Annotated in this window: 13 protein-coding genes; 3 read left to right on the forward strand and 10 right to left on the reverse strand. The window is 61.2% G+C overall.

Features of this window, described 5'->3' with window-relative positions; genetic code table 11:
* Positions 1 to 163: 163 nt before the first annotated feature.
* On the reverse strand, positions 164 to 1,057 hold the full coding sequence (locus NKJ88_RS10890) for a LysR family transcriptional regulator (RefSeq protein ID WP_023691233.1): 894 nt from the start codon (positions 1,055 to 1,057) through the stop codon (positions 164 to 166).
* Positions 1,058 to 1,176: 119 nt separating this feature from the next.
* Between NKJ88_RS10890 and NKJ88_RS10895 the strand changes: the two genes are divergently transcribed.
* Entirely contained in the window at positions 1,177 to 2,061 is an 885-nt protein-coding gene (locus NKJ88_RS10895; RefSeq protein ID WP_023691232.1) for an NmrA/HSCARG family protein, read from the forward strand.
* A 47-nt stretch (positions 2,062 to 2,108) separates the two neighbouring features.
* Entirely contained in the window at positions 2,109 to 2,378 is a 270-nt protein-coding gene (locus NKJ88_RS10900) for a DUF2798 domain-containing protein (protein WP_023667468.1), read from the forward strand.
* A 238-nt stretch (positions 2,379 to 2,616) separates the two neighbouring features.
* On the opposite strand, the gene NKJ88_RS10905 is transcribed toward NKJ88_RS10900, so the two are convergent.
* The 4 genes from NKJ88_RS10905 to NKJ88_RS10920 form a co-directional block, all read right to left on the reverse strand.
* Positions 2,617 to 3,225, reverse strand: a complete 609-nt coding sequence (locus tag NKJ88_RS10905) for a hypothetical protein (protein WP_023691231.1) — start codon at positions 3,223 to 3,225, stop codon at positions 2,617 to 2,619.
* Between the two features lie 235 nt (positions 3,226 to 3,460).
* Positions 3,461 to 4,111 carry a YiaD family glycine zipper/OmpA-like lipoprotein gene (locus NKJ88_RS10910; protein ID WP_023667470.1) on the reverse strand — a complete coding sequence of 217 codons (651 nt, stop codon included), beginning with the start codon at positions 4,109 to 4,111 and terminating at the stop codon, positions 3,461 to 3,463.
* Positions 4,112 to 4,262: 151 nt separating this feature from the next.
* Positions 4,263 to 4,631, reverse strand: coding sequence for a GFA family protein (locus NKJ88_RS10915; protein ID WP_023667471.1), 369 nt, complete (start codon positions 4,629 to 4,631; stop codon positions 4,263 to 4,265).
* 147 nt (positions 4,632 to 4,778) lie between these two features.
* The gene (locus NKJ88_RS10920; protein ID WP_023681487.1) at positions 4,779 to 5,669 is read right to left on the reverse strand and encodes a LysR family transcriptional regulator; all 891 of its coding nucleotides are present in this window, start codon (positions 5,667 to 5,669) and stop codon (positions 4,779 to 4,781) included.
* 103 nt (positions 5,670 to 5,772) lie between these two features.
* Between NKJ88_RS10920 and NKJ88_RS10925 the strand changes: the two genes are divergently transcribed.
* Positions 5,773 to 6,642, forward strand: coding sequence for an NmrA/HSCARG family protein (locus tag NKJ88_RS10925; RefSeq protein WP_023667473.1), 870 nt, complete (start codon positions 5,773 to 5,775; stop codon positions 6,640 to 6,642).
* 54 nt (positions 6,643 to 6,696) lie between these two features.
* Here NKJ88_RS10925 and NKJ88_RS10930 read toward each other — a convergent pair whose 3' ends face one another.
* The 5 genes from NKJ88_RS10930 to NKJ88_RS10950 form a co-directional block, all read right to left on the reverse strand.
* Positions 6,697 to 7,092, reverse strand: a complete 396-nt coding sequence (locus tag NKJ88_RS10930) for a hypothetical protein (RefSeq protein ID WP_023667474.1) — start codon at positions 7,090 to 7,092, stop codon at positions 6,697 to 6,699.
* Positions 7,093 to 7,380: 288 nt separating this feature from the next.
* On the reverse strand, positions 7,381 to 7,800 hold the full coding sequence (locus NKJ88_RS10935; protein ID WP_023667475.1) for a GFA family protein: 420 nt from the start codon (positions 7,798 to 7,800) through the stop codon (positions 7,381 to 7,383).
* Between the two features lie 106 nt (positions 7,801 to 7,906).
* Positions 7,907 to 9,038, reverse strand: a protein-coding gene (gene prfB / locus NKJ88_RS10940; protein WP_155922402.1) for a peptide chain release factor 2 whose coding sequence is annotated in 2 segments (ribosomal slippage) — positions 7,907 to 8,971 and positions 8,973 to 9,038 — 1,131 coding nt in all. Because the reading frame shifts where the segments join, the coding sequence is not laid out codon by codon here.
* Between the two features lie 130 nt (positions 9,039 to 9,168).
* On the reverse strand, positions 9,169 to 11,625 hold the full coding sequence (locus NKJ88_RS10945) for a penicillin-binding protein 1A (protein ID WP_023695364.1): 2,457 nt from the start codon (positions 11,623 to 11,625) through the stop codon (positions 9,169 to 9,171).
* A gap of 213 nt (positions 11,626 to 11,838) precedes the next feature.
* Positions 11,839 to 13,098 carry an N-acetylmuramoyl-L-alanine amidase gene (locus NKJ88_RS10950; RefSeq protein ID WP_023822931.1) on the reverse strand — a complete coding sequence of 420 codons (1,260 nt, stop codon included), beginning with the start codon at positions 13,096 to 13,098 and terminating at the stop codon, positions 11,839 to 11,841.
* Positions 13,099 to 13,621: the final 523 nt, after the last annotated feature.

Genomic DNA, 13,621 nt, shown 5'->3' on the forward strand with positions numbered 1-13,621 from the left:
CATGAGCCGCGGCGTCCCGAGGACGCGCGGCTTTCCTGGACGCGATTGGGATGCGAGATCTGGAGCCCGCTCAGGATCAATCAGCGCCATGCGCGGTAATCGCAAGACAGGCTCGATCTGCCCGATCTCTTCCGGCCTGGAGCGCTTCAAATACCCGTCGATGCTACAGGCTTTTGAGTTCCAGGCGGGATGCCAATAAATCCAGAAATGCCCGAACCTTGGCCGAAGATGACCGGCCTTCCTGCCACAAGGCATGGATCGGCACCGGTGCCGGCTCGAATTCCGTCAAAACCAGTTCGACGAGACCGTCGTCGACCAAATGTCTTATCTGCCACAGAGGCGAGAAGCCCAAACCCAGTCCGTGGATTGCGGCGGCATAGACCGAGGTCATCAGATTGGAGCGAAAAGCGCCTGCGACCTTCACGGTCCGGGGTTTCCCGTCGATCTGAAACGTCCATTCACCTGGACGCTCGTTAGCGGTTCTGATGATGCAACTGTGCTCACTCAGCTGGAAGGGATGGGCCGGCCGGTCGCACCGCGCGAAATAGGAAGGCGCGCCGAACACAACGCGCCGCAACGCTCCCAGGCGTTTGGCTTTCAAGTTGGAATCCGGCAAATCGCCGATGCGTATTGCCAGGTCGAGACCTTCGGCGCCAAGATCGGCAAATCCATCGGAAAGTTGAAGATCGACCTCGACCCGGGGAAATGTCCGCATGTATTCCGCGATGACAGGCATCAGGACGTTCGGGCCAAACAGAACCGGCGCCCCGATGCGCAGGACGCCTGCCGGCTCCGATCGTTGATTGATCGCCTGAAGTCTTGCGTCGTTTATTTCGTCGACCGCGGGTTTGATCCGGTTGAAAAAGGCTGCTCCGACTTCACTTGGTGTCGAGCGACGCGTTGTCCTGTGGATCAGCTCGACGCCGACTGATTGCTCCAGTGCCGCCAGGGACCGGCTGACCGACTGCAGCGAGCGGTTCAGCCGATGTGCGGCAGTCGTCAGACTTCCATGCTCGACGATCGCGATGAAAGCCTCGAAATCGTCCATCCGGCTCATGCATTCTCCCGACATTCGACATAATATATCGCAAAAACGGGTAATTGTAACGACAATTGCGACGTCGTACCTCTCTGCAAGTTGTCCCGCGAGGACAGGCTTGATGGAAGGAAATCGTCATGCAAGTAGCCAATCCAACTGTTCTGGTTGTTGGTGCCACAGGCCGAGTTGCGGGACTTGTCGTGCCTGAACTTGTCCGCCGCAATGCCAATGTTCGAGCGCTCGTTCGCGACCCTGCGAATGCCGAAAAGGCCCGGAAGGTGGGGGCATCCGAGGTTGCGACAGGAGATTTGCGAAATCGTCAGAGCCTCGAAAGGGCGGTCGCGGGCGTCGACGGCGTCTTTCACATTGGGCCGGCTTTTGCTCCCGATGAAGCAGCCATGGGCGTTGCCATGGTTGAGGCCGCCACGCGAGCAGGAGTTCGAAAGTTCGTCTTCTCGTCGGTGATCCAGCCTACCAATACGCGACTGAAGAACCATGCCAGCAAGGTGCCTGTCGAGGCTGCTCTCTACTCGACGACGATGGAATATACGATTCTGCACCCTGCCAATTTCATGCAGAACCTCGCAGCGGCCTGGCCGTCCGTCGTTGAACATGGTGTTTTCTCGGAACCGTTTCCAAAGACGGCGAAGCTGGCCCGCGTCGACTACCGCGATGTCGCTGAGGTGGCGGCGATCGCCCTAACCGAAGCGCGATTGTCCTACGCGACCCTCGATCTGTGCGCTGACGGCATGCACAGCCGGGAAGACATCGTTGCGATGATGAGTGAGGAACTTGGCAGACCCATCTCTTCTGGTGAGCCGACATTTGGCGAGTGGGCGGCCGAGGCACGCCTTCCCTACAATGACCGCCAAATGCAGGTGCTGGCCAAAATATACGCCCACTATGCCCACTATGGCCTTGGCGGAAACAGTCTGACATTGCGCGCCGCCCTGGGCCGCGAACCGCGTTCGTTGCGCGGCTTTATTCGAAACCTTGCCCAGCAAATGGCGCAGGCCGCCTGACTGCGCCCAGCCGCGCATACTTCCACTTTTCGAGAAGGAGATAGGTGATGCGACCGTCATCCCACAAGGTTTTGAAATCGAGGAAGCTACCGGCCTCCTACAATGCGCTGGTAATGCCATTCGTACTTTCCATCCTGATGTCGTGCATTGTTTCCGCGGTAGCGACGCTGATCAATGCGGGCTGGACAACCGGTTTCGTGGCGACCTGGCCGTATGCATGGGGAGCATCATGGCTAGTGGGCTTTCCAAGTCTGCTGCTGGTCTTGCCGATCGTGCGCCGTATCGTTGCGGCAATTGTCGATCAGCCGACCTCGTAGGCCTTGATTACGGAGTCCGACATGCCAAACAAGAACGGCCCTTGCGGGCCGCTTTTACCTTCGACTGACGGCTCGCAGCGCCATTGTCGACTGCCGCGACCAGATACCTGTCTTCATGCGGGCAGCCTTCATGCGCGCCGGCCCTCATGCCGATCGTCGTCCGAGCCTGACTCCCGAGCGCTCTCAAATGCAGCCGGCCAGCTTGCACTCTTGGCACGCTCCTATCCTGGCCCGTCCGTCACATCGGGCCGGGCATCATCTTGGTCGGGTTTTCCAGCATCGGAAACTCTGCCTTGCTGCATTTCACGTTCGGGTTGGTCGGACTGAACATGCCGTTCGGATTGTCTCTGAACAGCCAGGCATGAAGGTCGTAGTGGACGAACTCCCTCGGAATGAGCGGATAGTGCCCTTCCATCGGTCCCATGAAGGTCTGGCCAAATAGTTTTGGAGGTTCCTTGGTGTCTGGCGTCAGGGGCACCAGCCATTCCACGCCAACCAATTTCAAGCCTTTCTTGGTCGGCTCGTAGATCAGCACATTGGGGCGCATCGGATCGAGTTTCTGACCGACACTCGGGACGTTGACGAAATGGATGCCCATAGCGCCCTTCGGATAGTCCATTGCGCCCTCGATCCTGTCCCCGCTGTAATAGACGCACCCGACAGTCGACAGATAAAGGTCGCGGACGGCGACCGTGTAGTCTTCATATTTGGCGAGCGATTTCTTCAACGCTTCGATGTCGGCTTTGTTGGCGTCCTCGGCTCGAGCCGTGGCCGCCGCGCACCAAGCAGAGACCAGACCTGTCAAAATGAGGACGCCGCAACGCCCAAGACGAGCTGTTCTTGTCATGCATTCCTCCCAGATTTCCTTATCTGGCCGTGCAGGACCGGGGCCGACTAAGTGACTGCGCGGCCGTTTGTACCGCCCCATCCCCTCTGGAACCGCACCAATGCTAATCCCTTCCAAGGCCTCCGGAAAGGGATTATTAGAAATCTCTAATGCGTTAGACCTTTTGGCGGACCACAGGAGCCCAAAAAGAAAGCGGCCCTTGCGGGGCCGCCTTCGCATTTCGATGCCGAACAATTCAGGTCAGCGGCGAAAGCTGGATCTCGACGCGCCGGTTCTGCGCACGGCCGGCCGCCGTTCCATTGGACGCGATCGGACGGGTCTTGCCGAAACCGGTGACGGCGAAGCGGCGCGAATCGACACCTTGGCCCGAGAGATAGTTGGCGACCGCCAATGCACGGCGCTGCGACAGATCGAAATTGTGTTCGTCGCCGCCGGTCGAATCGGTATGGCCGAACACATCGACCGTGGTCTGCTTGAACTTCTTCAGCACCAGCGCAACCGAGTTCAGCACCTGGTAGAAGCCAGGCTTCACCGCATCCTGGTCGACGTTGAAAGTAATGTCGGACGGCATGTTGAGGATGATCTGGTCGCCGGTGCGGGTGACGCTGACGCCGGTGCCTTCGAGCTGGCGGCGCAGTTCAGCCTCGTTCTGGTCCATGGTCGCGCCGATGGCGCCGCCGGCCAGCGCGCCGATACCGGCGCCGATCAGCGCGTTGCGGCGGTCATTGCCGCCGGCAAGCAGGCCGAGGCCCGCGCCCGCCAGGGCGCCAAGGCCGGCGCCGGCTGCGGTGTTCGAAACCTTCTGCTCCCCGGTGTACGGATCGGTCGTGGTGCAGGCACTCACCAGCACAGCCGTCGCAACGGCGACGAGCACAGTCTTTTTCATAAGGATCGTCCCTCTCCAAAGCGCGGCCTTTGCGGCTCGCGCATATAAGCCCTTCTCCGGTCTTGTAACATGAAATGCGGCGAAAAACCGAGCGGCGAAAGCGGCTTCTCCCCGCTCGCGCCACACTTCCGCTTCGGTGGCTGGTGCTGGCCTACCAGAGGTTCTTGCCGTCAATGACGACCACCTCGACCTTGTCGAGGTCGAAATCGTCGAACAGCCGCGAATTGACTGAGATCTTGGGATTGTCGAAGTCCGGTTTTCCGGTCGACCAGTCCGGCGTTTCGGTGAAGGTGCCGCAGCCGCAAATGGCGCAAAACCCGTGTTTGACGGTCTTCGATCCCCATTGATAGAAGGAAACGTTTTCCGGCGAGCTGGTGAGCTTGAATTGCGACGGAACGTAGTAAGCCCACAGCGAACCGCGCTTGGAGCAGAACGAGCAGGTGCATTGTGTTACCGTCTCGGGCGCCTGCGAAACCTCGAACGTCGTCGCCTTGCAATGACAGCTGGCCTTGATGGTCATGAAAAGCTTTCCTCTCCGTTGCCCGCCACCCATGCGGCAAGGCACCATAAAGGAAGGCTCCTGACAACTGTCTGTCAGCAGGCTCCGGTCGATCGAGCCGAGCGGCGCTCTGGCTGAAGCAGGCCCGTCGTCACCTCCCAATCGTCGTCACCTGCCGATATAGGCGGCCAGTTCGTCCGGCGTCCCGTTTGGGAAAGCCTGTTTCAGAAAATCCAGGAACGCCGACACGCGCGCGCTGAGCAGCCGCCGGGAGGGGTAGAGCGTCCATAGAGAAATTTCGGGGCCGTCAATATCCCCCCAATTCACCAGTGTGCCGTCAGCCAGGTCGTGGGCCACCAACGAAATGGGAAGCCGTCCTGCGCCGATGCCGGCTCGCACCGCATCCCGGACCATGATGAGCGTCGACAAGGCGAGGACCGGCTCGATTCTAAGTGTTGCCCGGCCACCTGGTGTCTTCACCTGCCATGTTTGCCGCTCGCCTGTCCCGCGCGCAACGCCAGGAGCGGCGAGCCCATCGGCCGGGCGAGGAAGGTCCGGGCTCGCCACAACGACCAGGCGGTCGCGGAGAAACGCCCGTCCGACCAGGCTTTCATCGGGATCCGGATTGACCCGGATTACCAGATCGTAGCCTTCCTCGATCATGTCGACATGCCGGTCTTCGGTGGTCACTTCAAGCCTCACCTCAGGATACCTCAGGGCAAATCCCGCGGCGATCCTCCCCATTGCAGTCTGCGAAAAATGCAAAGGCGCGCTGATCCGCAATCTGCCCTTGGGTCTCTGGCCGCCCGAGGCAATCGCCGATGCCGTCTCGTCCAGCTCGGCAAGCAACGCCCCCGTCCGCTCGAAGAGCGCCCGTCCTTCTTCGGTCAGCTTCAGGTTACGCGCACCCCGTTCGAACAGACGCAGATCGAGACTGCTTTCCAATTCGCCAACGCGCCGGGACAATGTTGCCTTGGGCCGGCCGGTGGACCTTGCCGCTTTGCCGAAGCCGCCATGGCGAGCCACGAGGTTAAAATCGGCAAGGGCTAAAAGATCCATGACTGTCCCACCAGTGAGACGACGTGTCTAAAATTGCCGTCTACTGGGCTCTTTGTGAGCCACACATATTGGGGCTGTCAAGCAACCCAACAGGAGAAATTCCATGACCATTCTCGTTACCGGCGCCACCGGCAATATCGGCCGCCAAGTCGTCGAACAGCTCGCCAAGCGCGGCGCCGATGTGCGTGCTCTCGTGCGCGATCCGTCGAAAACCAGTTTTCCGGCAGGCGTATCCGTCGTGCAAGGCGACTTTCTCGATGTCGATTCGCTGCGCAAAGCCATGTCTGGCGTTTCCACGCTGTTCCTCTTGAACGCCGTGGTGCCGGACGAATTCACCCAGGCTTTGATCGCCTTGAATGTCGCCCGATCGGCCGGCATCGAGCGGATCGTCTATCTCTCGGTGATCCACGCTGACGTCTATGTGAACGTGCCGCATTTCGCGGGCAAGTTCGGCGTGGAGCGAATGATCGAACAGATGGACTTCAAAGCTACGATCTTGCGCCCGGCCTACTTCATCCAGAACGATCTGACGGTCGAAGACGTCATCACCGGCTACGGCACCTACCCAATGCCGATCGGCCCCAAGGGTCTCGCCATGATCGATGCCCGCGATATCGCCGAGATCGCCGCTCTTGAGCTGCTGCGTCGCGAACGGTCCAAGGAGCCGCTTGCGTTCGAGAGGATCAACCTCGTCGGTCCGCAGACACTGACCGGGACGGACATTGCCGCAATCTGGTCAGACGTACTCGCCCGCCCGATCAGCTACAGCGGCGACAATACGGAGGGTTTTGAGCAAAATCTCAAGCAGTTCCTGCCCGCCTGGATGGCCTACGACATGCGCCTGATGGGCGAGCGTTTCTTTACCGACGGGATGCTGCCCGAGACCGGCGACGTCGAGCGCCTGACGGCACTTCTGGGTCGCCCACTGCGGCCGTATCGCGACTTCGCCTCAGCACTCGCTGCTTCCGTCTGACGCAAGCGCCTTCAGCACCAAGGCCGGCCTTCCGATGAGAACTGCCAACAGAACTCAGTAGGAACGCGGTGGCACGAACAGGCAGATCGTCTTGCCTGCGTCGAGGCCGGCCTGGTGCGCGCACCAGTGGAAATCGCCGTCGGGTGAGTCCTTGACCCGCTTGTCGCTCATCGGCACGACCTCCCCCGTTCCGGCGATGACATAGCCCTCCGGCTTTTCCAGCACCTCGCCGGTATGGGTGGTACGGCAGTCGTAGTTTGCGCAGCAGGCGAAGGGATAACTCCAGCCTTGCGGCTTCGCCGCCGTAGGCTTGGCGTCATGGGCGAAGGCGGGTGCGGTCAGCACCGCAGCAAGCATCGCGATTGCAAAGATCGGGGTCACGAACAAGGAAAACAGGAGTCGGCCAGCCGGTTGAACGGCTCTGGCCGATCGGAGAGTGGCAGCAGACATGGAAGCGTTCCTTTCAAACGAGCATCAAGCGTTTCGCTTGCCCGTTCCCGGAACGTGTCTTCCCAGTGGCCGGATCGTCAGGTCGCAGATATGCCGCGTCCGGCCATAAATGCTTTTTCTCTTCCAGCCCTCGGATGCTGGGCTGATTCCTAGGCTGGCGCAAGAAGTTGCTGCGCGAGGCCGCCACATCTACGCCGCTATCTGCAACCGCTGACGAGATCCAAGGCCAGGCTCAACTCCCGGCAGACGGGCATCGAAACAACGGGATTGGCCGAATGTGGTTCCAGCCTATACTTCGCCTGGACCGGCGACCACATGCCCTTCATATTGCGGCAAGTCGTCGGCGATGGTGAACCATGGCGCTTTGGAGCCGACGAAGATGTGCGCGGTCGGCCGGATCGTCGGATCGTCGACCAGCGTGCCCATGGCGACATGGACATAGGCGCCGTCGCGGACCAGCGAATACAGCAACGAGCCGCAGCGGCTGCAATGCGCATCGTGGCCGCTGTCATCGCCGAAATGGATGAGCCCGTGATGCCCTTCGGCAAGGGCAAGTTTCTCGCGCTCGATGCCGGCGAAGGGCTTGAAGGCGGAACCTGTGGTGCGCCGGCAGTTCGAACAATGGCAGATCGCGGCATAGACGAACTCGTCCGCCACTTCATACTGAACCGTGCCGCAAAAGCATTTGCCGGTGAGCCTGCGAGTCATGGTTCCTCCTTCGCTCCCCCGCCAAGGGATGTTCTTATTCAAGAAAGTGGCGGAAGCGCAGGTATCATCCATTCGCAGGCCGGCCTCAGCTGAATATGAACATATCCTAGTCGAGGTCGGCCACGGCTTCACCGGCACCGCCCTCGATGCGCTGCGACAACGAGGCTTCCATGAAGTCGTCGAGGTCGCCGTCGAGCACGCTCGACGGGCTGGTGCTCTCGACGCCGGTGCGCAGGTCCTTCACCAACTGGTAGGGCTGCAGCACATAGGAACGAATCTGGTGACCCCAGCCGATGTCGCTCTTCGACGCTTCTGTGGCATTGGCCACCGCTTCGCGCTTCTTCAGCTCTTCCTCGTAAAGGCGCGAGCGCAGCATTTCCCAGGCCTTCGCCTTGTTCTTGTGCTGCGAGCGTTCGGCCTGGCAGGCAACCGCGATGCCGGTGGCGATATGGGTGATGCGAACCGCCGAGTCCGTGGTGTTGACGTGCTGGCCGCCCGAACCGGATGAGCGGTAGGTGTCGATGCGTACATCGGATTCCGAGACGTCGATCTCGATCCTGTCATCGACGACCGGGTAGACCCAGACGCTGGAGAAGGACGTGTGGCGGCGCGCATTGCTGTCATAGGGTGAAATGCGGACCAGGCGATGAACGCCCGACTCGGTCTTCAGCCAGCCATAGGCATTGTGGCCCTTGATCAGGAGCGTGGCGGACTTGATGCCGGCCTCTTCGCCGTCATGGACTTCCAGCACTTCGACCTTGAAACGGCGACGCTCGGCCCAGCGCGTGTACATGCGCAGAAGCATCGAGGCCCAGTCCTGGCTCTCGGTGCCGCCGGCGCCGGCATGGACTTCGAGATAGGTGTCGTTGGCGTCGGCCTCGCCCGACAGCAGCGTCTCGACCTGGCGGGCCTTGGCCTCGCCCTGCATCGAGCGGAGGGCTGCTTCCGCCTCGGCGATCACGCTCTGGTCGCCCTCTTCCTCACCCAGTTCGATCAGGCCGATATTGTCTTCCAGCGCCTGAGTCAGGCTTTTGACGCCGGCGATCCCGTCTTCGAGGCCCTGGCGCTCGCGCATCAGCTTTTGCGCTTCCAGCGGATCATTCCAGAGGCTGGAATCCTCGGCGCGCACGTTCAGGTATTCAAGCCGCTTTATAGCCTGATCCCAGTCAAAGATGCCTCCTCAGCAGGGTGATCGCCTGCCTGATCTCGTCGACAATATTCTGCGTTTCCGCGCGCATGGCTGGTTGTTCTGTCCTGTTTTTGAAGTGGCGCTTGGGTCGGCGCGATACATAGGCACGGCATTGCTGCCTGTAAAGCGAAATGGGCCGGCTCAACAAGCCAGCCCACTCGACGTAAAAAATCAGGTCGTCAGTAGAGTCCGCCGCCGGGTGCCTGGATGGCTTCCGTAGCCTGCGGCGATAGCGGTCCGCCGGCGCCGTTGGACCCGTCGGCGCCCATGCCGATCACCCAATAGCTGTCGGCTGGGCCGGTGCCGGGCTTGAAGGCTTCGATGATGGTGCCGGGATCGCCCGACGCGGCACGCATGCCGGTCTTGCGGTTGATCGCGACCAGGTTCATGCCTTCCGGCACCTTGAAGTCGACATTGGGCGTGCCGTCCAGCGCAACGCGCATGAAGTCCTTGAAGATAGGCGCCGCCAGACCACCGCCGGTGGCGCCATGGCCGAGACCGCGTGGCGTGTCGTAACCCATGTAGAGGCCGACGACGAGGTTCGGCGTATAGCCGATGAACCAGGCGTCTTTCTCGTCATTGGTCGTTCCGGTCTTGCCGGCGATGTGGCGGCCAAGCTCGGCGATGGTGGCGCCGGTGCCGCGCTGGACGACGCCTTCCATCATCGAGGTGATCTGGTAGGCGGTCATCGGATCGAGCACCTGCTCGGAATTGTCGACCAGTTCCGGTTCGGGCTGGTTGTTCCATTCGGGCGCATTGCAACCTTCGCAGCCGCGCTCGTCCTGCTTGAACACGGTCTTGCCGTAGCGGTCCTGGATGCGGTCGATGAGCGAGGGTTTGATCGACTTGCCGCCATTGGCCATGATCGAATAGGCCGACACCATGCGCATCACCGTCGTCTCGCCGGAACCCAGCGCCATCGGCAGATACGGCGCCAGATGGTCGTAGACGCCGAAACGCTCGGCATATTCCACCACCAGCTTCATGCCCATGTCGTTGGCGAGCCGCACCGTCATCAAATTGCGCGACTTTTCGATGCCGGAGCGCAAGGTCGCGGGGCCGGCCACCGTGCCGTCATAGTTCTTCGGCGTCCAGGTCGTGTTGCCGCTCTGGATGGTGATCGGTCCGTCCATGATAACCGAGGCCGGCGTATAGCCATTGTCGAGCGCGGCCGAATAGACGATCGGCTTGAAGGACGATCCCGGCTGGCGCATCGCCTGCGTGGCGCGGTTGAACTCCGACTGCGCATAGGAGAAGCCGCCGACCATGGCCAGCACGCGGCCGGTATGTGGATCCATGGCGATCAGGCCGCCCTCCACTTCCGGCACCTGGCGCAACGTGTAGGCGCCTTCCGACCCTTCGTTCTTCTGCACGAAGATGACGTCGCCGGGCTGCAGTACATCGGCCGGAGACTTGGCCTTGACCGTCTTGCCATCGACCACATGGCGCATGGCAAAGCTCATGTCTTCCTTGCTGACGGCGCCTTCGACGCGTTCCTTGACGATATCGCCCGAAATCTGCCGCGTCGGCTGCAGGCCGATGGAAAGGCCGGTCGCCGAGCTGTCGAGCACGACGGCAAGCGACCATTCCGGCACGTCTTCCAGCCCCTTGACGTTGCCCAGCGCCACGCCCCAGTCGCCGGAAGCATCGATATGCGTCACCGGTCCGCGATAGCCGCGCAGCGTGTCGTATTTGAGCAAGCCGTTCTGCATCGACTTGCGGGCGATGAGCTGGATCTTCGGATCGAGTGTTGTGCGCACCGAAAGGCCGCCCTCATAGAGCGCGTTCTCGCCATAGCGCGAGATGATCTGGCGGCGCACTTCCTCGGTGAAATATTCGCCCGCAAACAAATAAGAGCCATTGCGGCGCGGAGTCACGCCGAGCGGCTCGGCCTTGGCCTTGTCGCCTTCCTCGCGCGTCACGTAGCCGTTCTCGACCATCTGGTCGATGACCCAGTTGCGGCGCTCGATGGCGCGGTCGGCATGCTTGAAGGGATGGTAGTTGTTGGGCCCCTTCGGCAGCGACGCCAGATAGGCGGCTTCCGCGACGGTGAGTTCGTTGACCGACTTGTCGAAATAGGTCAGTGCCGCGCCCGCAACGCCATAGGCGCCGAAACCGAAGAAGATTTCGTTGAGATAGAGCTCAAGGATGCGGTCCTTCGAATAAGCCTGCTCGATGCGGAAGGCCAGGATCATCTCCTTGATCTTGCGCTCGTAGGTCTGGTCCGAGGACAAGAGGAAGTTCTTCGCCACCTGCTGGGTGATGGTCGAGGCGCCGACCTGGCGCCTGCCCGAACCCAGATTCTGCAGGTTGACGTAGATGGCGCGGCCAAGCCCGGTGATGTCGATGCCGGGATGGTTGTAGAAATTCTTGTCCTCGGCCGACAGGAACGCCGCCTTGACCCGGTCCGGAACCGCCTGGATCGGCAGATAGAGCCGCCGTTCGCGCGCATATTCGGCCATCAGCGAGCCGTCGGAAGCATGGATGCGGGTCGTCACCGGCGGCTCGTACTTGGCCAGAACCTCGTAGTCGGGCAGGTCTTTCGATAGATGGCTGATGTATATCGCCACGCCCGCGGCGACGATAAGCGCCAGCGTCGTGCCGATACCAAAGAAATAGCCGATAAGACGAATCATGCCCGCTCCAGTCCGAGGTCCGGGAATTTCCTAGACGAAGCCGCCTTTCGCGCAAGCCTTCGCAACTGTCCCGATCCGTGATGGAAAACCCATGTCGCCACCATGTGGGCAAAATACGGCAGTGCCCGGTTTCGGCATCCCCCACCGGAAATAAAAGCGCCTGGTGTTGTCGGCGTGCAACGCTGCCTCCGGTTGTGGGCGGCGGCGACCATCTCAGCCTCCGGTTCCCGTTCCCATCTTGGCGGAGGCAAACAGGGCGACGGCATTGGTGATGCTCTGCGCCGCCTTGCCGCGCCAGTCGGCGTCGAGCAGTTGCGCCTCATCCTTGGCGTTGGAGAGATAGCCGAGTTCGACCAGCACCGACGGAACATCGGGCGCTTTCAGCACTTTGAAGCCGGCTGAGCGCTGCGGATTGTTGATCAGGCCGACGCTGGTGGACAACTGGCCGACCAGAGTGTGGGCAAAGCTCATCGAGAAATTATGCGTCTCGCGGCGGATCAGGTCGATCAGTATGTCGGTGACTTCCTTGTTGTCGTCCTTGATCACCATGCCGGCGAACTGGTCGGAGAGGTTTTCGCGGTCGGCAAGCGCCTGCGCTTCCGGGTCGGATGCCTTGTCGGAGACGGTATAGACGGTGGCGCCTCTGATACCCTTGACGCTGATCGTGTCGGCATGGATCGAGATCAAAAGGTCGGCCTCGTGCTGACGGGCGATGCGCACGCGGTCATCGAGCCGCAGGAACTCGTCGGCATCGCGCGTCATGAACACGTCGTAGTTGCCGACGGCGGCGAGCTTGTCGCGCAGTTCGGTGGCGAAGGCCAGCGTCACGTTCTTCTCGATGGTGCCGTTGAGGCCTTCGGCGCCACCGTCGATGCCGCCATGGCCGGGATCGATGACGATGGTGAAGCGATGCCCGGGATTGGAGATCGGCCCTGTGCCGACCCTGGAGCCCTTGTCGGTGGAGACGGTCGAGCCAGTGGTCAGCGCCTGGTTGGCAAGGGCTTCGTCGAACTCGCGGTCGGAGGCTGCCGACATGTCGATGGCGATGCGATAGCCTGCGCCGTCCTCGTTCTTGAGCACCTCGAGCTTGTCGACCGAGAACGGTCCCTTGCCGGTCAGGATCAGCCGCGATCCCTCGCCCTGATCGCCATAACGCACCGCCTTGACCAGGCCGCGGGCCTTGGCGTCCTTCGCGCTAATGGCGAATCGGGTGCGCGGGAGGTCCACGACCAGCCGGTTGGGGCCGCGCAGCAGGAACCATTTGATGTCGGGCTCGCGGTCGAAATCGATGACGATGCGCATCTTGGTTGCGTCGCCGGCCATCTTGTAGGCGGTGGCGCCGAGTGGCGCATCGGCGGCGCGTGAAACCGGCGCAAAAGCAAGGCAAAGCGCCAGCAGCAACAGCACACCGGCAGCGCGCAGGAAACGGCCTGCACGGCCATGGCCCTTGTCTGTGGTGCCCGCCAGTCCCATTTCTTTGCAGTCGCTCCCGGTTTGGCGCCTTGCGCCCGCGTGGTTGGTCGAAATGCCGGTCAGGCCGCAGACTCGATTAACGATTGGTATCCAGAGAAGGTTAACCAAGCCTTTTCATTGAGGATTAAGGCCTGTGCTTCCGTTACGGCACTGCTTTTTGCCGGCATCCGAAATCGGGGTTGCCTTCCACCCCGTCAAATCATAAAAGCGATGGTGGATCACTGCAATCCTGGAACCGCTTCTCCCGCAGCTTCCTGCTACAGGTCAGATGAAAGGCGGCTCCTTTCGCTTCCCGCGAAAAGGCTTCAGGTGATCGCGACGAATTTCGCAGGTGTGCGCCCGTGGCGGGGGAATCGCCTGCGTGAGGAAAACGGCCGGGTTTGTCCCCGTGCCGGCTCTGTATGAGCAAACAAGCTGGTCCGGTTCGTCCGGGCTTTGGTTCAAAAGGTTCTGCTGGTGACGTTGGCTTCAAGCGCAATCATGGAAAGGTCCGCATCAAACCGCGCCATTGTGGCTGCGGGCG

The organism is Mesorhizobium sp. M0016, from assembly GCF_040324035.1.
Lineage (GTDB): Bacteria > Pseudomonadota > Alphaproteobacteria > Rhizobiales > Rhizobiaceae > Mesorhizobium.